General features: G+C 48.6%; 20 protein-coding genes and 1 pseudogene. 15 read left to right on the top strand and 6 right to left on the bottom strand.

All coding sequences use genetic code 11. From position 1 onward, the window contains the following. Positions 1-52: 52 nt before the first annotated feature. Complete coding sequence (locus AC1S5B_RS14570; RefSeq protein WP_482036391.1) at positions 53-2,221, top strand: hypothetical protein; 2,169 nt, start codon at positions 53-55, stop codon at positions 2,219-2,221. A 26-nt stretch (positions 2,222-2,247) separates the two neighbouring features. Here the strand turns inward: AC1S5B_RS14570 and hisIE are convergent, their stop codons facing one another. Further along, positions 2,248-2,901 (bottom strand): bifunctional phosphoribosyl-AMP cyclohydrolase/phosphoribosyl-ATP diphosphatase HisIE, encoded by a 654-nt coding sequence (gene hisIE, locus AC1S5B_RS14565; RefSeq protein ID WP_482036390.1) that lies wholly within the window; start codon positions 2,899-2,901, stop codon positions 2,248-2,250. A 68-nt stretch (positions 2,902-2,969) separates the two neighbouring features. On the opposite strand from hisIE, the gene AC1S5B_RS14560 reads away from it, so the two are divergent. After that, positions 2,970-3,851, top strand: coding sequence for a DNA adenine methylase (locus AC1S5B_RS14560; RefSeq protein WP_482036389.1), 882 nt, complete (start codon positions 2,970-2,972; stop codon positions 3,849-3,851). A gap of 25 nt (positions 3,852-3,876) precedes the next feature. Here the strand turns inward: AC1S5B_RS14560 and AC1S5B_RS14555 are convergent, their stop codons facing one another. After that, on the bottom strand, positions 3,877-4,065 hold the full coding sequence (locus AC1S5B_RS14555) for a ChaB family protein (protein ID WP_482036388.1): 189 nt from the start codon (positions 4,063-4,065) through the stop codon (positions 3,877-3,879). Between the two features lie 151 nt (positions 4,066-4,216). Between AC1S5B_RS14555 and hemL the strand changes: the two genes are divergently transcribed. Further along, positions 4,217-5,515: a glutamate-1-semialdehyde 2,1-aminomutase gene (gene hemL / locus AC1S5B_RS14550; protein WP_482036387.1), complete on the top strand. Its 1,299-nt coding sequence runs from the start codon at positions 4,217-4,219 to the stop codon at positions 5,513-5,515. A gap of 57 nt (positions 5,516-5,572) precedes the next feature. On the opposite strand, the gene AC1S5B_RS14545 is transcribed toward hemL, so the two are convergent. Beyond that, the gene (locus AC1S5B_RS14545) at positions 5,573-5,719 is read right to left on the bottom strand and encodes a metallothionein (RefSeq protein WP_482036622.1); all 147 of its coding nucleotides are present in this window, start codon (positions 5,717-5,719) and stop codon (positions 5,573-5,575) included. Between the two features lie 153 nt (positions 5,720-5,872). On the opposite strand from AC1S5B_RS14545, the gene AC1S5B_RS14540 reads away from it, so the two are divergent. From AC1S5B_RS14540 to AC1S5B_RS14515, 6 genes are all read left to right on the top strand, one after another. Next, entirely contained in the window at positions 5,873-6,553 is a 681-nt protein-coding gene (locus AC1S5B_RS14540) for a DUF2834 domain-containing protein (RefSeq protein WP_482036386.1), read from the top strand. A 68-nt stretch (positions 6,554-6,621) separates the two neighbouring features. Then, entirely contained in the window at positions 6,622-7,071 is a 450-nt protein-coding gene (locus AC1S5B_RS14535; protein WP_482036385.1) for a DUF4168 domain-containing protein, read from the top strand. Positions 7,072-7,252: 181 nt separating this feature from the next. Next, complete coding sequence (locus tag AC1S5B_RS14530; protein WP_482036384.1) at positions 7,253-8,119, top strand: cell division protein FtsQ/DivIB; 867 nt, start codon at positions 7,253-7,255, stop codon at positions 8,117-8,119. A 210-nt stretch (positions 8,120-8,329) separates the two neighbouring features. Further along, positions 8,330-9,604: a cell division protein FtsZ gene (ftsZ, locus tag AC1S5B_RS14525; RefSeq protein WP_482036383.1), complete on the top strand. Its 1,275-nt coding sequence runs from the start codon at positions 8,330-8,332 to the stop codon at positions 9,602-9,604. Beyond that, positions 9,604-10,944: a 16S rRNA (cytosine(967)-C(5))-methyltransferase gene (locus tag AC1S5B_RS14520; RefSeq protein WP_482036382.1), complete on the top strand. Its 1,341-nt coding sequence runs from the start codon at positions 9,604-9,606 to the stop codon at positions 10,942-10,944. Before ftsZ ends, AC1S5B_RS14520 begins: the two co-directional genes overlap by 1 nt. A 68-nt stretch (positions 10,945-11,012) precedes the next feature. After that, complete coding sequence (locus AC1S5B_RS14515) at positions 11,013-11,462, top strand: tellurite resistance TerB family protein (protein WP_482036381.1); 450 nt, start codon at positions 11,013-11,015, stop codon at positions 11,460-11,462. A 51-nt stretch (positions 11,463-11,513) separates the two neighbouring features. Here AC1S5B_RS14515 and psb35 read toward each other — a convergent pair whose 3' ends face one another. The 3 genes from psb35 to yidD all read right to left on the bottom strand — a co-directional run bounded on the left by psb35 (position 11,514) and on the right by yidD (position 12,839). Continuing rightward, positions 11,514-11,717, bottom strand: coding sequence for a photosystem II assembly protein Psb35 (psb35, locus tag AC1S5B_RS14510; protein ID WP_482036380.1), 204 nt, complete (start codon positions 11,715-11,717; stop codon positions 11,514-11,516). Between the two features lie 109 nt (positions 11,718-11,826). Beyond that, complete coding sequence (locus tag AC1S5B_RS14505; protein ID WP_482036379.1) at positions 11,827-12,585, bottom strand: M15 family metallopeptidase; 759 nt, start codon at positions 12,583-12,585, stop codon at positions 11,827-11,829. Beyond that, positions 12,582-12,839, bottom strand: coding sequence for a membrane protein insertion efficiency factor YidD (gene yidD, locus AC1S5B_RS14500; RefSeq protein WP_482036378.1), 258 nt, complete (start codon positions 12,837-12,839; stop codon positions 12,582-12,584). Before yidD ends, AC1S5B_RS14505 begins: the two co-directional genes overlap by 4 nt. 120 nt (positions 12,840-12,959) lie before the next feature. Here yidD and rpsD point away from each other — a divergent pair, with 120 nt between their 5' ends. From rpsD to AC1S5B_RS14470, 6 genes and pseudogenes are all read left to right on the top strand, one after another. Further along, complete coding sequence (rpsD, locus tag AC1S5B_RS14495; protein ID WP_482036377.1) at positions 12,960-13,568, top strand: 30S ribosomal protein S4; 609 nt, start codon at positions 12,960-12,962, stop codon at positions 13,566-13,568. Positions 13,569-13,871: 303 nt separating this feature from the next. Next, on the top strand, positions 13,872-14,357 hold the full coding sequence (ispF, locus tag AC1S5B_RS14490) for a 2-C-methyl-D-erythritol 2,4-cyclodiphosphate synthase (protein ID WP_482036376.1): 486 nt from the start codon (positions 13,872-13,874) through the stop codon (positions 14,355-14,357). After that, positions 14,357-16,147 carry an ABC transporter substrate-binding protein gene (locus tag AC1S5B_RS14485; protein ID WP_482036375.1) on the top strand — a complete coding sequence of 597 codons (1,791 nt, stop codon included), beginning with the start codon at positions 14,357-14,359 and terminating at the stop codon, positions 16,145-16,147. The genes ispF and AC1S5B_RS14485 overlap by 1 nt, the downstream gene beginning before the upstream one ends. A gap of 149 nt (positions 16,148-16,296) precedes the next feature. Next, positions 16,297-16,503: pseudogene (locus AC1S5B_RS14480) on the top strand (BrnT family toxin); the annotation flags it as partial. Between the two features lie 113 nt (positions 16,504-16,616). After that, a complete protein-coding gene (locus AC1S5B_RS14475) occupies positions 16,617-16,766 on the top strand; it encodes a hypothetical protein (protein WP_482036374.1) in 150 nt (49 codons plus the stop codon). A gap of 240 nt (positions 16,767-17,006) precedes the next feature. After that, positions 17,007-17,609, top strand: coding sequence for a Uma2 family endonuclease (locus tag AC1S5B_RS14470; RefSeq protein ID WP_482036373.1), 603 nt, complete (start codon positions 17,007-17,009; stop codon positions 17,607-17,609). The last annotated feature ends 70 nt before the right edge of the window (positions 17,610-17,679 follow it).

The raw sequence follows: 17,679 nt of genomic DNA, 5'->3' as shown, positions 1-17,679 counted from the left end.
GTCAACGGTGTGAATTGCAGCAGAGTCCGAGGATGGCTCCTTCCTATGATTTATGGCTAGAGAACGAGGAAATCCAGAGCAAAAGCCAGCGCGGCAGTCTCCTATCCCCAAAGAGGATTGGCAGGGAGAGCCACGGGCTGCTGGACAAGGCATCCCGCCTCTAGCTCCCAAACGTGCAGGAGCGGTTCCTCCGCCCGTTTCACAGCCTGTTTCGATGACTCGCGATCGCCCAGTTTCACAGGCGGTCAAACCCCCAGCTAGAACCGGGAAGGCAACTCAGGTGCGACCGCGATCGCCAGCCTCGCAACACCGTGACGATCTGCGGCAGATCCCTTCTTTCAATGAGACTCCTGTTTCTCAGGATAAGCAACCTCAAGGAAACCAATTGCGGCAATTTGGCGATCGCTGGCGACGGCGACTGTTGAACTGGAAAACGTTGCTGGCTGTCAGCTTTATTGTCTGCGGTGGCTCGGCGGCATTGGCATTAGCCTATATTTTTCAACTGCCAGGATTGCCCAACTGCCCAGCGGTGTTTTGGCCGCTTGCCTCTGCCTCCATGCGGTTTGAATGTGCCCGAATTGCGGCGAGTAAGCAAACGGCGAATGATTTGCTAGAAGCGATCGTCTTGGTGGATGGCTTGCCTGCTGATCATGCTATGCGCGGGGAGGCAAATCGACTGGTGGAATTGTGGTCGCAAGAAGTGCTGAAGCTTGCAGAAGACTTATTTCAACAAGGAAAGCTACAAGAGGCGATTGATGCGGCTCGAAAAATTCCGGCTCGTGTGACGGCTCATAAGCTAGTTGAGGAACGAGTAAAGCGCTGGGAAACAATTTGGGCAAAAGCAGAAAAATCCTATCAAAATGCTGAAGCCGCGATGAAAAAGCGACAGTGGCGACAAGCTTTTCAGTTTGCGATCGATCTATTGAACCTGGATAATCGCTATTGGCAAACCACAAAATATGATGAGTTGACCAATCGGATCAATACGGCTCGAATTGATGGCAACAAGCTCTATGAAGCAGAACGCTTGGCAGATGATGGCGGCTTGGCAAACTTGCTAGAAGCCATCAAGCTAGCAGAGCAAATTCGCCCAGATAGCTATATTTATCCGCTAGCTCAATCAAAAATTAAAGGGTTTGGGCGCAAAATGTTAGCGCTTGCAGAAGAGACGCTGGAGCGACGTAATTTGCAGGAAGCGATCGCGATCGCCAACAAAATTCCTGAAAACGCCAAGCTAGAAGAAGAAGTAAAGGACTTTACCATTTTGGCAAATGCCCAGTCTCAGGCGTGGCAAGATACCGTTGTCAACCTGGAAACGGCCATCAGCCAAGCACAGCGCATTCAGCCTAACCGCCCACTTTACAAAAAAGCCCAGCAGTGGATTACTCGCTGGCAGTACAGCATTACTGGATTGGCTCAGCTTGAGCGTGCCCGTCTACTGGTGGAAGCGAGGGGGGGAAGTTTGGAGGCCGCGATCGCCGCCGCCTCGCTAATTTCTCCTGCCAATCCCCGCTATCGAGAAGCGCAAACTCAAATTCAATCCTGGCAGTCCGAAGTTCAAATCTCCCAAGATCGCCCCATTCTCGATCAAGCAGACCAGCTTGCCCTGCCTGGAGATGTGGCTTCCCTGCAAGCCGCGATTAACCAGGCAAACCCAATCTCATCGGGACGTGCCCTTTCCAAAGAAGCCCAGAGCAAAATTCAGCAGTGGACGAGCCAAGTTCAGCAGATTCAAGATCAGCCTTATCTCGATCAAGCTCGTGCCTATGCAGAGGCTGGAAATCTGCAAACTGCCATTAAAATCGCTGACCAAATTCGATCTGGGCGATCGCTCTATGGCGAAGCGCAGGCGGCGGCGGCACCCTGGCGTAGACAGATTCAAGCAGACGCTGACCAAGCCCAAGCACAAAGTGATCTCGCCCAAGCGCAACGAACCCTGCAAGATGCTCGGCAGATAGCCAGCGTTGGGCTTCCTGCCAGCTTCGCCAATGCCATTCAACTGGCTAATCAAATTGCTCGCCCTGCTGCCCTGCGCTCTGAAGCCACCGCCGCCGTCAACGATTGGAGTCTGCAACTCTTGCAGCTTGCCCAGCAGCAGGCAATGAGCAACCCTGCCGCCGCGATCGCGATCGCCCAGCGGATTCCTTCCAACACATCTGTTTATTCAGAAGCCCAAGCCCAGATTGCAACCTGGAAAAAAATGATTCCAGTCCCGTATTAAATTAGCTTTGTAGTGCAAAGAGTAGCCTAACTTCGACGCTCTTGCAGCTTACGATAGACGGCTTTGAGATCAACGTTGTGGTGGGCTAAGGCAACCAGCGTGTGATAGAACAAATCGGCAACTTCACCCGCGATCGCCGATTGCGTCACGGCATCATTGGCAGCCGGATCATCATCCTTACACGCCATCACTACCTCAGCGGATTCTTCACCAATTTTTTTGAGAATTTTGTTGTCGCCCCCCGCAAACAGCTTGCAGGTATAAGACGTGTCATTAGGATGATCGCGGCGATCGCGCACCACCGCATACACCTGAGACAGCGTATCCGCCAGCGGTGCCTCCACATGGCTATTCACGCGATGAAAGCAGCTTCGTTCACCCGTGTGGCAGGCACTATCTCCAATCTGCTCCACGGTAATTAGCAAGCAATCGCTGTCGCAGTCATAACGCAACGATTTTACAAGCTGCAAATGTCCTGATGTTTCGCCCTTGTGCCAAAGTTCCTGACGCGATCGACTCCAAAACCAGGTTTCGCTCGTTTCAATCGTCTTTTGCAATGACTCCTGGTTCATCCATGCCATCATCAGCACAGTGCCATCGAGATAGTCCTGCACAATTGCCGGAACTAAACCGCGATCGTCGTATTTAATGGCTTCAACCGGAATCTCTTGATTGCCCATTTTTTCTACTCATCCTCGTTCATCCCTTTTACCTTCCCATCATCCCATCGACCTCTTCACTTTTATCTATGCCTTCTGCCTCGCCCCAACTTCCCCGCATTGGCGTTCCCCCGATCAAATGCCAGGGAATTAAGACAAAATTAGTGCCTTTCATTTTGAGCCAAATTGTTTGGCAAGAAACACCTGAGGCAAGGTGGATTGAACCCTTTTTAGGATCGGGAGTAGTCGCCTTCAATCGGCTCCCCTATCGAGCAATACTTGCAGATACCAATCCTCACATCATTGGATTTTATCAAGCGATACAGCAGGGCACCATCAATCGCCCATCGGTGCAAACATTTTTAGCTCAAGAAGGCGAAACATTACGGCAACAAGGCGCAGACTATTACTACCAAGTGCGCGATCGCTTTAACCAAACCCCATCCCCATTAGACTTCTTGTTTCTCAATCGGGCTTGTTTCAATGGGTTGATGCGGTTTAACCGCAAAGGAAAATTCAACGTGCCTTTTTGCCACAAACCCCAGCGATTTTCTCAAAGCTACATTACCAAAATTTCTAACCAAGTTGATTGGGTTGCCCAATGCATGGTGGGCAAAGACTGGAAATTTTGCGTAGCCGACTGGCAAAAAACGCTCCAAGCTGCCAAGCCAGATGATTATGTATACCTCGATCCGCCTTACATTGGTCGTCATGCCGACTATCACAACCAATGGAACCTAGAAGACGCAGAAAAACTTGCCGCGATCGCCCAACAATTACCCTGTGGATTCGCCGTATCCATGTGGCTTGAGAATCGTCATCGGCAAAACGATCATATCCAACAGTCTTGGTCAAACTTAGATACCCGAACCCAGCAGCACTTTTATCATGTCGGTTCCCATGAAAGTCTGCGAAGTGCGATCACAGAAGCGCTAATTATCAAACCAGGCTATAGCCACGCCCTACAATGATTTCTGTAGAGCGTTTCCAAAGGACTCACTCGATCGCGCTATTCAAACTAGCCGACTGACTCCTAACTGCACTTGAAGCGATTCGGTGTGCTTGCTCTTCTTCCCCATACCATTGAATTGCCGAGTTGAACGCAATGCGATAGAACCGTTGGGCTGCCTCAGACAAGGGATCACGAATGTGAGAAGGCAAGTCGTAATTAGTTTTATAAGGCATCTTTGAGTCCTCCAGTTAACTAGATTGCCAAATAATAATCTAGTTGAGTTGAGTCTACCTGTATCTTTAGATTGAAAAGTCTTCCAACAAAACAAGTCTCGTTACACAATAAGTAAATGGGACATTGATGTAGTCCCCCAAGGAGTCACCATTGATTACAAGTTCATTTAAGACAACCAAATCAGACGAAATTTTTGCGGCTGCCCAAAAACTAATGCCCGGTGGAGTCAGTTCTCCCGTGAGAGCATTTAAATCTGTGGGTGGACAGCCTATTGTGTTCGATCGCGTCCAAGGTGCCTATGCTTGGGATGTAGATGGCAACCGCTACATTGACTATATTGGCACTTGGGGACCCGCCATTTGCGGACATGCCCATCCCGACGTGATCAACGCCATTTGTGAAGCGGCTCAAAAAGGCACCAGCTTTGGGGCACCCTGCCGCCTAGAAAACGTGCTAGCAGAAATGGTGATTGATGCCGTTCCCAGCATTGAAATGGTACGCTTTGTCAATTCCGGCACCGAAGCCTGCATGTCAGTTTTGCGATTGATGCGCGCCTTCACCGGACGAGACAAACTGATCAAATTTGAAGGCTGCTACCACGGACACGCCGACATGTTCCTGGTTAAAGCGGGATCTGGTGTTGCCACTCTCGGTTTACCCGATTCTCCGGGAGTGCCTAAATCGACTACAAACAACACGCTGACGGCACCTTTCAATAATCTAGAAGCCGTCAAAGCTCTATTCGATGCAAATCCAGGTGAAATCGCTGGCGTTATTCTAGAGCCTGTGGTGGGCAACGCCGGATTTATCGTACCCGACGGCGGCTTTTTGGCAGGGTTGCGTGAGCTAACCCGCGAAAATGGGGCGCTGCTAGTGTTCGATGAAGTGATGACGGGCTTTCGGATTGCCTATGGCGGCGCTCAAGAAAAATTTGGCATCACGCCAGATTTAACCACTCTAGGGAAAATCATTGGCGGCGGTTTGCCCGTTGGTGCCTACGGTGGACGGCGCGACATCATGGAGATGGTGGCACCCGCAGGTCCCATGTATCAAGCAGGAACCCTTTCGGGAAACCCATTAGCAATGACGGCAGGGATCAAGACTTTGGAATTGCTGCGCCAACCGGGTACTTATGAGCAACTCGATCGCATTACTAAGCGCCTCACTGAAGGACTGCTGCAAGTTGCCAAAAAAACAGGACATGCCGCCTCTGGTGGACAAATTAGCGGTATGTTTGGCTTCTTCTTCAACCCAGAATCCGTCCATAACTTTGAAGATGCCAAAAAATCTGACGTGAGTAAATTCAGTCGTTTCCATCGAGGCATGTTACAGCAAGGCGTTTACCTTGCTCCCTCTCAATTTGAAGCAGGATTTACTTCCTTAGCTCATACGGATGCCGATGTTGATCAAACGCTGGCAGCAGCCCAAGAAGTGATGGCAAGTTTGTAAAAAAAGAGTTAGGGATAGGGAGCTAGGAGCATATTAACTATTCCTAACTCCCTGTTTTTAGCATCCGCAGCCAGTATGACCACACCCTGGACCATCTTTATGTCCATCGGCGCAAGCTTGGCTGCAATAAAACTTACTATCTTTCTCAACGGTGCTAGAGCCAGGAGTCACAATACACAAGCAGGATTCGCAAGCGCATTTCATTTGAGTAACGGTTGTCATCTTAAAATAGCCTCATAATTTAGTGATTTAATCATAACACATGAACAGGTATTCATATATTTTGCATTAAATCAACCTTTCGACTTGGCAGCAAGTTGTTGTAACTCCTAGCTGATTTCCCTTAGCCCCTTTTCTATGAACCAGCCTATCTTTAGAACAATTGCCTTGGGATTACTTTGGCTTGGCTTTGTGGTCTATGCCTTTGGCTTTGCCCCACCAGATCAACCCGATACTTTAGACTTGATTAAGCGTCTCTCTACCGCACAGGTTGAGGGACTTAATCCCTTGATTGTGGCGCTGTTTAACATTATGGGTGTGCTGCCTGTGATCTATGCCTGCCTTCTCTATGCCGATGGACGAGGGCAACGGCTCTCTGCTTGGGCATTTTCAGCGGCTTCTTTCGCGGTAGGTGCGTTTGCTCTGTTGCCCTATTTGGCGTTGCGTCAGCCTAACCCGTTGTTTGTGGGTAAAAAAACTTGGCTGATTAAGTTGCTTGATTCTCGGTTGTTGGGAATTGGCGTGGCGATCGCCGCGATTGGCTTAGTCACCTACGGCATCACGCAAGGAGACTGGCAGGACTTTGTAGCTCAGTGGCACACTAGCCGCTTTATCCATGTCATGAGCCTGGATTTTTGTTTGCTGTGTCTCCTGTTTCCCACCCTGCTAGGAGACGATATGGCACGGCGCGGCTTAACTGATTCCCTCATTTTCTGGGCGATCGCGCTCATTCCACTATTTGGAGCCGTGATTTATTTGGTGCTGCGCCCTCAACTTGTGGAGGCAAACACACCGCAAACAACCGTAGTTCTGACCTAACCTAAATTTCGCTTTATCCTAAACTCTGTCCCCCAATCCCGTACCTTTCAACCCATTTAATTTCTCATGTGGCAAGTAATCTCATGTGGCAAGCCGTTCGCCGATCGCTGAAAGTGTTTTTCTATGGGGTGCTGCTGGCGATCTCCAGCGGCATATTCTTCAGTTCTAATGGATTTGCAGCCGCTCTTCCTCAGCTACCTGAGCGCTTCTTTGAGCAACCGCCCATCACTCGCCCTAATCTTGATCCGGGCAATATTCCCTCTGAAAAAGTGAATCAATTTGTTCGAGCCTGTCTGCAAGTCGTCAAATTAATAGAGCGCCGTGAAGGAGATTTACAAAGTCTAGAAGGCAGTGCAGAATCACACCGTCTAGAGCAGGAGATTGAAGCCGAAGCATTGGCGATCATTGAAACGGCAGGCTTAACTCGTCAAGAATATTTGCAACTGTTAGGACTCGCTAACACCGATCCTGAATTTGGAGAACGGGTTGCCAATCAGTTACAAGAGTTAGCCGGATGAAAGAAATTCTGAGAAGCGATCGCGATCCTGTAACGGTTCTTAATTAGTTTTGTTTACCCATTTGAGATACTCTTTAGCAGCAGAGAACCCAAAACCATCGTAAGTTTGTTCTATAGGTTTGCAAAATTCGGCTATGTTGAAAGGCGAGTTCCTAACCAGTAGCCCTAGGTAATTGAGTTGGATGGCTGGAAATTTTACGTCTCCCTCCCAAGTAGATTTGATCCAACGGCGGCAACGGCTCCGTCGGCAGCGTCGTGTTCGCCTGTTTCAGACGATGTGGCGTGGATTAACGGTTGCAGCATTGGCAGGAAGCCTAGTTTGGGTGACAACGCTGCCCATTTGGTTAATTCGCAAGCCTGAGCAAATTAAAGTGGAAGGCAATCGATTAATTCCATCCCAGTCTTTGCGATCGCTGGTTCCTATTCGATATCCTCAATCCATATTGCAGTTAAAACCCGAAGCGATCGCAAAAGAGTTAAAAGCAAAAGCCCCCATTTCAGATGTAGTCGTTAATCGGCAACTCTTTCCACCCAGTTTGACCGTTCGCGTTGTAGAACGCTATCCCGTCGCGATCGTTCTAGCCAACTCTAGCGATATTCAACTGTTGTCGCAAAATTCCATTAAAAGCAAAGAAACTGCCGCCAAAATTGGATTGTTAGACGAAAATGGAATGCGGTTGCCTCTAGAAAACTATACTTTCATTCAACAGTCCATTAAGCTACCCAGCCTCAAAGTAATTGGGAACCCAGAGTACTATCGCCGTAACTGGTCTACCCTATACCGGGAAATTAGTCGAAGTCCAATTAAAATTACCGAAGTTGACTTTCAAAATCCAGCCAATTTAGTTCTGCAAACTGAACTAGGGACGATCCATCTAGGTCCTTATGGCACGCAGTTTCCTGAGCAAATTAAAGCCCTCGACCGAATGCGTAAACTTCCTAATCAAGTTAGTTTGAATCAGGTTGCCTATATTGATTTGAGAAACCCAAACTCACCGTTTATTCAAACCTCTGAATCAAAAGGTTCTGTCAAACCAGACAGCCCTTAATTCAAGTCAAGAAAATGAGCATAACTTGTTGCCAAGCGATTTAATCAACTGAAGCAACGTAGACATTTCACGCTATCATAAGCTCCTTAACAAGATTGGTTTTTCAAACAAGTTCCTCTATAGTTGATCAAAGTCATTCAGACCTGAAAGATTTTTTGAATGTAATTCACTCAAACATTTAATTTTCTTGTTAAATTGCCTTCTATTCCAATGACACTCAACAACGGCTTAGAAAATGCCCACGGAAACACCCCTACTCCGGAAGGACCGCCCAACTTTTTACAGGCGATCGCTCCTTCCAGCCCATTCACCAACTCCGGTAATCATATGAACCAATCTAATGATGCAAAAGGGTTGTCCAGAGACGATCATCGGAGTAATGACATTGTGCCGGGTAGCGTGGCAAAGATTAAAGTGATTGGAGTAGGTGGCGGTGGCGGCAACGCAGTCAACCGGATGATTGCGAGTGAGGTCGTCGGAGTTGAGTTTTGGACGATTAACACTGATTCTCAAGCATTAGTGCAATCATCGGCTGCAAAATGTTTGCAAGTTGGGCAAAAACTCACACGAGGGTTAGGCGCAGGTGGGAACCCAGCGATCGGGCAAAAAGCAGCCGAAGAATCGCGAGATGAAATAGCCGCAGCGCTTGAAAATTCTGACTTGGTGTTTATTACGGCTGGCATGGGCGGCGGCACAGGAACCGGAGCCGCCCCCGTCGTCGCTGAAATTGCCAAAGAACTAGGAGCCTTAACCGTCGGCGTAGTCACCCGCCCCTTCACCTTTGAAGGTCGCCGTCGCACCAGTCAAGCAGAGGAAGGAATTGCGGCTCTTCAAAGCCGAGTAGATACCTTAATCATCATTCCAAATGATAAACTTCTGACCGTTATTTCTGAGCAAACTCCCGTACAAGAGGCGTTTCGCACCGCAGATGACATTCTTAGGCAAGGGGTTCAAGGAATTTCAGACATCATCACGATTCCTGGATTGGTTAACGTTGACTTTGCCGATGTGCGAGCCGTAATGGCAGATGCGGGATCGGCATTAATGGGGATTGGCGTAGGCACGGGCAAATCTAGGGCAAGAGAAGCGGCAATGGCATCGATTTCCTCACCGTTGCTAGAGTCTTCAATTGACGGTGCCCGTGGAGTGGTCTTTAATATCACGGGTGGCACTGACTTGACGTTACACGAAGTCAACGCAGCGGCTGAAATTATTTACGAAGTGGTTGATCCCAATGCAAATATTATTTTTGGTGCGGTGATTGATGAACGGCTTCAAGGGGAACTGCGGATTACGGTGATTGCCACTGGATTCACCGGAGAACCTCCAGTGAAACAGACCCAGGCTGCTAAACCTTCTGCACTGAAACGCCCGATGAGTTCGCCTGCTGTTCCACCTGCTGCCATGCCGGAATCTAGGACAAAACCGTCGATGCCGGGGTTAGATATTCCTGAGTTCCTCCAGCGTCGTCGTCCCCCTCGCTAGTGTCTCAAGATCCACGCCAGCAAGCATTTTTGGCACTACAGGCGATCGCACATGGTGGCTTTGCTGATGATGTGCTAGCCAAAACCTTGCACCAAGATTTGAGCGACCTGGATAAACGGTTAACGACGGAACTGGTTTATGGAAGTGTGCGACGGCAGCGGACTCTAGATGCGCTAATTGATCAACTGGGAACAAAAAACAGCGATCGCCAACCCCCTAACTTACGCTTAATTCTTCACCTAGGGCTTTACCAACTCCGATACCTGACTCACGTTCCACCGTCCGCAGCCGTTAACACCACCGTAGAACTTGCAAAAAATAACGGGTTCGCTGGGCTTTCAGGGGTGGTCAATGGCATATTGCGGCAATATATTCGGCTTTCTGCATCTGATCCGTTTTCGGCATCTGACCCACTCCAGCTTCCTACTGATTCCATTCAGCGCTTAGCCATTCTGCACAGCTATCCCGACTGGATTGTGGAAGTATGGCGATCGCAATTTGGGCTAGAAGATACCGAAAAGCTTTGTAATTGGATGAATCAGCCACCCCGGATTGATTTACGGGTCAATATTTTAAGAGCTTCTGTTGAGCAAGTGGCAGTGGCAATGCAGGCAGCGGGAGTGTTAGTCGAGCGATCGCCCGTTTTACCGCAAGCACTCCGCCTCGTCAATCATGCTGGTGCCATTCGCAATCTACCCGGCTTTGAAGAAGGTTGGTGGATGGTGCAGGATTGGAGCGCGCAATTGGTGAGCCATTGTGTTAACCCACAACCGGGCGAAACCGTGATTGATGCCTGTGCGGCTCCCGGCGGAAAAACGACTCATCTAGCAGAGTTAATGGGCGATCGCGGAGTGGTGTATGCCTATGATAAAACTGCGTCTCGCTTAAAAAAAGTCAAGCAAAACTGCGATCGCTTAGGGCTGCGATCGATTCAAATTGAAACTGCCGATAGCCGCACCCTGAAGCCCTTAATGCAAGCAGATCGAGTGTTAGTGGATGCGCCCTGTTCGGGCTTAGGCACTCTCCACCGTCATGCCGATGCTCGTTGGCGACAAACTCCTGCAACCGTTCAAGATTTAGCAACTTTACAAGCTGAGCTACTGAATCAAGCGGCAACGTGGGTCAAACCTGGCGGCATCTTAGTCTATGCCACCTGCACCCTACACCCAGCAGAAAATGAAACTCAAATTCAACACTTTCTAACGACTCATCCAGATTGGAAATTGCGGACAGCGACCGATCTCCCCGTGTCTAAATTTGCGACTCCAGCAGGATGGATAAAAGTTTTGCCTCATCAACATTCTATGGATGGCTTTTTTATGGCGCAACTCAGTCGGTAATATTCTGATTCCGAACAAAAATGTGACAAATAGCTTGATACTTCTCCTAGTCACACCCCTATTAGCGTATGGTAAACACAGTTATAGAGACAAAAAATATGACCGATAAAAACGTTATAAACTTAGTCAAAATTTTGATTGGGACTGCTTGGATTGATGGGCAAATCCAGCCCGAAGAACGAGAATACCTCACCCGTGTTGCTCACGAAAAAGGTGTTGCCGATGACGCTGAAATCCAACCCTTACTGCACGAATTCACTTCGGTAAAACCTAGCGAATGTTACGAATGGGTGAAGCAATATTTGGGCGATCGCCCCACGTCTGAAGAGTGTCAACAGCTTATAGAAGCCGTCAGTGGCTTGATTTACAGCGATGGCGTTGTTGAAATTGAAGAAGCCAAGTTACTCACAGAGTTGCAGTCTCTTGATCCGCACAATGCTAGCGGAGACCAGTCAAGCAATACTGTAGTCGCAGCGATTCGCAGCCTATATCAGCGCTGGATCTCTAAGCTGGAATAAGTACTCCGATCCCCGCCCGTTTAGTTGGTAAAGAGCCAACTATCTAACTATTTAAACGCCTGGGTTTTCAGTATCTTTCACTTCTGGAACTGCATCAGGGCGTTCTTTGCTTTCCCAACCAACAGGGCGCTTGGCGTTGTACCAGGCAACCGAGCCAATTGTGACAGCCGCTATAAATCCAACGACATAGACTGCCGTAAACGCCGTCGGAAAACGTTCACCCGCACTGGTCGCAACTGCTAAAAATAAGTTCATTTCATATACTCCTTCAAGTTGAATCTGTTGACTGTATTACAGCACATTGACATGGTATTGAGTTGAATGTGTTGGTTCATCCGTTACAAGACGGATTTCGTCCCGTTCTTTAGATAGATCTAGCGATTTCTTCTACTCGTCCATACTGAGCGATCGCTGAATCCTCAGAACCCTCAAAACCCTCAGAAATCATTTGCTGATACAACCAAGCCCATAGCTGATCCCCATAGGAAAAGTGCCACCATTCCTTGGGATGTCGCAGAAACCCAGCTGCCTCCATACCGTGACAGAGCAACCGTCGGTGAGCATGATAGCGCTGTTCATCGCTTGCAGAACTCTTCGCAAAGTGGTTTGGAAAGGAGCGCGGCGACAACTCATCAATCACTGATCCCATCTCCACCGGAGTGCCTGTTTCATCAACCAGCGTCAAGTCGATCGCGGCTCCCGTGCTGTGGGGTGGCGGAGTCGCAGAATCAGCCAGCGGCGGTGCCCAAAATTCATACACCTGCTCTAAAATTCCTTGGCGGTCAGCGAGGCTGAGCGTCGCGGCATCTAATCCGGCTTCTGCGATCACGGTTTGAAACGTGTAATCCACCATAAACTGCTGTACGCTCAACGGTCGATAAGCATCAAAAATTTGCAGCCGCCAACCAGATCGCTGTTTTTGCAAATAAGTCTGAGCCTGATGTAATCGCTCTAATACCGTTTGGCGCACAAAAAACGGCGATTTGTCTCCGTAGGGCGCACCTAGCGATATATAAGGATGCGGCGATACCCAAGCAAATTGCTCCAAGGGAATCGATACCAAGGGTTCACCACACTCTGCAATCGGAATGCCGTAATGAGGCTTCACAGCGTGGGGCTTCATGGATCGTTATCTACCTGACTCGGCGATTGAGAGGGCGTGGCAATCGGCGGAACTGGATCATAGCCACCGGGGTGAAACGGATGACAGCGACAGATCCGCTGAGTGGTTAACCAGCTTCCTTTTAGCGCTCCGTGATTGGCAATCGCGGCGATCGCATATTCAGAGCAGGTCGGTTGAAAGCGACAGGTAGCCGGCAGCAGTGGCGAAATTCCGACCTGATATCCGCGAACAGCCCCAATCAAAACTTGTTTCATGCCTCTATTCTAAAATAATTTTCTAATCAATCAAGAAAATTGCTTAAGGGCTTCCATCCTGTTTCTCAATCGCTTATGATAAGAAGTCTTGTCTAGTTTTCGATTTTCAGAGGAAGATACATGTCGCGATATAGAGGTCCGCGCCTCCGAATTGTGCGCCGCCTAGGAGACCTACCAGGCTTAACGCGCAAAGCACCCCGACGGGCATATCCACCTGGTCAACATGGTCAGGCACGTAAAAAGCGTTCTGAATATGCAGTGCGTTTGGAGGAAAAGCAAAAGCTTCGTTTTAACTATGGGTTGAGCGAACGCCAATTGCTTCGTTATGTTCGTAAAGCACGTCGTGCATCCGGTTCCACAGGGGAAGCGCTGCTACAACTGCTAGAGATGCGTTTAGACAACACCGTATTCCGGTTGGGTATGGCTCCGACCATTCCCGCAGCCCGTCAATTAGTCAATCACGGGCATATCACGGTTAATGGGCGCGTAGTAGATATTGCTAGCTACCAGTGCCGTGCCGGTGAAGCGATCGGCGTGAGAGACAATGAGCGCTCCCGCAAAATGATTGAAACAAATTTGCTTTATCCTGGACTGGCAAACCTGCCCAGCCATTTGGAATTCGATAAAGCCAAAATGCAAGGTAAGGTTAACAGCATTATTGAGCGTGAATGGATCGCGCTACAAATTAATGAACTGTTAGTGGTTGAGTATTACTCTCGTCAGGCGTAGGCGTAACCAGTTAAAAGCTGATTATCTCTTCCTACCGCGGCATTTGAATATTTTCATCAGCCTTTTAGCCCCGTCAGCTAAGAGGCTTTTTGATTGAGCTTTTGCTTGAATTATTTTTGCCCCTCCCTCATCGCGTTTCTGGTTCTAGTTAGCTACAGACAAAAGGCTTAAACCCCTTGTTAGCAGGAAAGTCCCGCACCTTTAACTGGGTCGAGAATTGCTATATCGTTTTTCTAAACACCTGTTTCTTGATGCTGTCTCCTATAATCAAATTTGGTTACTAACTGCTGAGAGCTAGGTGTGATGGCTGCAATTCGGATTGGCAATGGCTACGATATTCATCGTTTAGTGCCCGATCGCGCCTTAATTTTAGGCGGGGTCAAGCTGGAACATTCTTTGGGATTATTGGGACATAGCGATGCCGATGTTTTGACCCATGCCATTATGGATGCCATGTTGGGGGCACTTAGTTTAGGGGATATTGGTCATTACTTCCCGCCGACTGATCCCAAATGGAAAGGGGCAGATAGCTTGCAGTTGCTGGAACAGGTCGATCAACTGATCCGCGATCGCGGCTGGCAAATTGGCAACATCGACTCGGTGATTGTGGCAGAACGCCCTAAACTCAAGCCTCACATCGAAAAAATGCGCGATCGCCTTGCTAGCGTCCTCAAACTGCAATCCGATCAAGTTGGCATCAAAGCCACCACCAATGAAACCCTAGATGCCACTGGGCGAGAAGAAGGAATTGCTGCCTATGCCGTGGTTTTATTAGAAGCCCTTAAATAATGAATATACGCATCCCAAATTTGAATCGCTGGGTACTCATCGGGTTAGGGATAGTCTGCGCGATCACCCTCAATGCCTGTAGCCAAGCAATCTTCAAAACCGAAGCCGCACAAGTCTCTCAGCTTGTGATCAGCACCCTAGGCGACTTTAGAACCTTCAATCCTGCATTTAACGGCGAGTTTCCCAGCATCTTTCTCTACACCTCCGAAGGCTTAATCGGTGAAAGTGGCGAAACCTCCAAAATTGAGCCAGCCCTTGCCGAATCTTGGGAAATTTCTCCCGATAAACAACGCGTCACCTTCACCCTGCGGGACGGGCTGAAATGGTCGGATGGTCAACCTCTCACCGTGGACGATGTAATTTTTACCTACCGAGATGTCTATCTCAACGAAAAAATCCCCACCGATCTGCGGGATCTGCTCCGAATTGGCAAAGATGGCAAATTTCCATCCATTCGCAAAGTGGATCAGCGACGCGTAGAATTTACTACCCCTGAACCGTTTGCGCCCTTTTTGCGAGTTTTGGGCATGGGTATTTTGCCAGAACATGCCCTACGCGACTCTGTTTTTACCAACGATGAAGCAGGAAAACCTAAATTTCTCTCGACTTGGGGCACCAATACCGATCCCAAAGAACTGGTCGTCAGTGGACCCTTCAAGCTGGAAAGCTATACTCCCAGCCAGCGCTATGTGTTTCGGCGCAATCCTAACTATTGGCGCAAAGATAGTCAGGGTCAGCCGTTGCCCCATATTGAACGAATCGTCATGCAGATTGTCGAGTCTACTGATACAGAACTCCTGCGCTTTCGGTCAGGTGGACTCGATCAGTTAGGAGGCTTAGGTTCCCTCCGACCCGAAGACTTTTCCTTACTAAAGCAAGAAGAAAGACGCGGCAACTTTCAGATTCAGCAGGGCGGCTTACGCACAGGCACCCTCTACACCATGTTTAACTTGAATACGGGTCGCCGCCAAGACGGAACAACCTTAGTTGATCCGATTAAATCGCGCTGGTTTAACACCAAAGAATTTCGGCAGGCGGTTGCCTATGCGATCAATCGAGATAAGCTGATCAACAATGTGTTTCGCGGATTGGCAAAACCACAGAATTCGCCAATTTCAGTCCAAAGCCCTTTTTATCTTTCGCCCGCAGAAGGGCTGAAAACCTACGATTACAATCCGCAAAAATCTAAGGAACTACTGCTCAAAGCAGGATTTAAGTATGACAGTCAGCAACAGCTATTGGATGTCGATGGCAATCGGGTGCGGTTTACCATGATTACCAATGCGGAAAACAAGCTGCGGGTAGCGATCGGTGCCCAGATTAAGCAAGATCTCGCGGCGATCGGGATGCAGGTCGATTTTTCCCCCATTTCCTTTGGCACCGTTGTCGAAAAGCTAGATACGTCCCTCGATTGGGAATGTATCATGCTGGGTTTAACCGGTGGGATTGAACCCAACGATGGCTTTAATGTGTGGAACCCCGATGGCGGCTCCCATACGTTCAACCAGGGTTCTAAACCCGGAAGTCCGCCTGTGATCGGACGACAAGTCTCCGATTGGGAAAAAGAAATTGGGCAGCTTTATATCCAAGGCGCGCAGGAGCTAGATGAAGGCAAACGCAGGGCAATTTATGCCAAAACGCAGCAAATCACCCAGGAGAATTTGCCGTTTATTTATTTAGCAAACCAAATGGCAATGGCAGCCGTGCGGAATCGAGTGGAAAATGTGAAATACACGGCGTTGGGACTGACCTACTGGAATATTGCTGAGCAAAAGATCACTGACCGCTAATCTCGCGATCGCACCATTACCAATCAACGTAAAGGACAAGGTCAAGCAGGCGGAGATCTGGATACTATCCAACTAACTTCCAGCAAAGATCTCGATATATTACATTGCATGTATAGTAAGGCTTGCAATTCATCTGAGATGATAACAAGCGTCAATCAAACTTGGCGAAACATGGGTTTGATTTTGCCGATGCTGAACTTGTCTTTACAGGTGCAAGGTTTACCTATGAGGACGATCGCTTTGTCTACGGAGAACAACGTTTGATTACAATGGGTCTATTGGATCAAGTCCTGGTGGCGATCTCCCACACCGCAACCGACGATGAAATGTATCATTTCAATGTGAAAAGGTACTAAACGTGAACAACCCATCTTCTTCCAGAACCTCTCACACTGATTGAGAACGAATTCATGCAAGGTTCGATGAAGACATTGATTTATCAGACATTCCTGAAGTCACTGAAGCTCAAATGGCGCAGGCAGTTCTTCAAGTTGATAGAGTTCCAGTGGATCGGGAGCAGCAATCAGTGATTGTGCTTGATACGTTAGTCATTGAATATTTCAAACGTCAAGTAGGTAATCAAGACTATCAAGCTCTGAATCAATGCCGCTTTGTCTGACTATATTCGACACAACCCACCTCCTACTTAATCAGTATAAAACGCTACAAAATTGTGAATTTTAGATTTGCGTTGGCGCAGCCTCTCACTGGGAGAATCGCGCACCGTTTGGGCAACAGTGGGTCGTTAGAAATCGGGAGTAGTAAATAGCAGAAACGCAGCGATCGCTACTACTGACCGCAGCGATCGCCGTCACCTAAACAACTCAACCAGTATCATAGAAATATCCAAAAATGAGTAATGCCCGTTCAGCCTACCCCGGTAAACGCCATGTCTGTCACCACGAAACCCATGACGATCGAGGAATACCTGACCTATGACGACGGCACCGATACCCGCTATGAACTGGTTAACGGGGAACTAATTGCCATGCCAACCGAAAGTGATCTCAACGATCGCATTGCCACTTTTTTGTTTGCGACCTTTCTGCAACTTGGCATTCCCTACTATTGCTTAAGCATGAAAGCTCAAATTGTGGTCAGTGGCACACGGGCAACCGCACGGCAACCCGATCTAATGGTCTTGACAGAAGAGACTGCAACTGACTTGAAGGGAGTCAATCAACGTCTGATTACTCACGATATGCCACCGCCCTTATTGGTGGTTGAGGTCGTTAGCCCCAAGCAGGAAACCCGCGATTATCGCTATAAGCGCACCGAGTATGCAGCACGGCAAATTCCAGAGTATTGGATTGTGGATGCGATCGCCCAAAAAGTGACCATCTTGCAATGGGTAGACGGGCTATATGAGGAACAGGTTTACCAGAATGATGCGGTAATTGTTTCTTATATATTTGCCGATTTGACACTCGCGGCTGACCAGATATTGAATCCAGGACACTGAGAAAAGCGGCGATCCCAGAGTGGGGCACCACCATTCTCAGCGGCTAATGCAAGAGTTTTGATGCGCGCTG

Source organism: Leptolyngbya sp. CALU 1928 (assembly GCF_056784215.1).
This window is presented reverse-complemented; position numbering and strand designations above follow the sequence as displayed.

Excerpts from the sequence above, each read along its gene's own strand:
- AC1S5B_RS14570 (WP_482036391.1), top strand. The coding sequence starts at position 53 with ATGGCTAGAGAACGAGGAAATCCAGAGCAAAAGCCAGCGCGGCAGTCT.
- hisIE (WP_482036390.1), bottom strand. The coding sequence starts at position 2,901 with ATGGGCAATCAAGAGATTCCGGTTGAAGCCATTAAATACGACGATCGC.
- AC1S5B_RS14560 (WP_482036389.1), top strand. The coding sequence starts at position 2,970 with ATGCCTTCTGCCTCGCCCCAACTTCCCCGCATTGGCGTTCCCCCGATC.
- AC1S5B_RS14555 (WP_482036388.1), bottom strand. The coding sequence starts at position 4,065 with ATGCCTTATAAAACTAATTACGACTTGCCTTCTCACATTCGTGATCCC.
- AC1S5B_RS14545 (WP_482036622.1), bottom strand. The coding sequence starts at position 5,719 with ATGAAATGCGCTTGCGAATCCTGCTTGTGTATTGTGACTCCTGGCTCT.
- AC1S5B_RS14540 (WP_482036386.1), top strand. The coding sequence starts at position 5,873 with ATGAACCAGCCTATCTTTAGAACAATTGCCTTGGGATTACTTTGGCTT.
- AC1S5B_RS14530 (WP_482036384.1), top strand. The coding sequence starts at position 7,253 with ATGGCTGGAAATTTTACGTCTCCCTCCCAAGTAGATTTGATCCAACGG.
- ftsZ (WP_482036383.1), top strand. The coding sequence starts at position 8,330 with ATGACACTCAACAACGGCTTAGAAAATGCCCACGGAAACACCCCTACT.
- AC1S5B_RS14515 (WP_482036381.1), top strand. The coding sequence starts at position 11,013 with ATGGTAAACACAGTTATAGAGACAAAAAATATGACCGATAAAAACGTT.
- psb35 (WP_482036380.1), bottom strand. The coding sequence starts at position 11,717 with ATGAACTTATTTTTAGCAGTTGCGACCAGTGCGGGTGAACGTTTTCCG.
- AC1S5B_RS14505 (WP_482036379.1), bottom strand. The coding sequence starts at position 12,585 with ATGAAGCCCCACGCTGTGAAGCCTCATTACGGCATTCCGATTGCAGAG.
- yidD (WP_482036378.1), bottom strand. The coding sequence starts at position 12,839 with ATGAAACAAGTTTTGATTGGGGCTGTTCGCGGATATCAGGTCGGAATT.
- rpsD (WP_482036377.1), top strand. The coding sequence starts at position 12,960 with ATGTCGCGATATAGAGGTCCGCGCCTCCGAATTGTGCGCCGCCTAGGA.
- ispF (WP_482036376.1), top strand. The coding sequence starts at position 13,872 with ATGGCTGCAATTCGGATTGGCAATGGCTACGATATTCATCGTTTAGTG.
- AC1S5B_RS14485 (WP_482036375.1), top strand. The coding sequence starts at position 14,357 with ATGAATATACGCATCCCAAATTTGAATCGCTGGGTACTCATCGGGTTA.
- AC1S5B_RS14475 (WP_482036374.1), top strand. The coding sequence starts at position 16,617 with ATGGCGCAGGCAGTTCTTCAAGTTGATAGAGTTCCAGTGGATCGGGAG.
- AC1S5B_RS14470 (WP_482036373.1), top strand. The coding sequence starts at position 17,007 with ATGCCCGTTCAGCCTACCCCGGTAAACGCCATGTCTGTCACCACGAAA.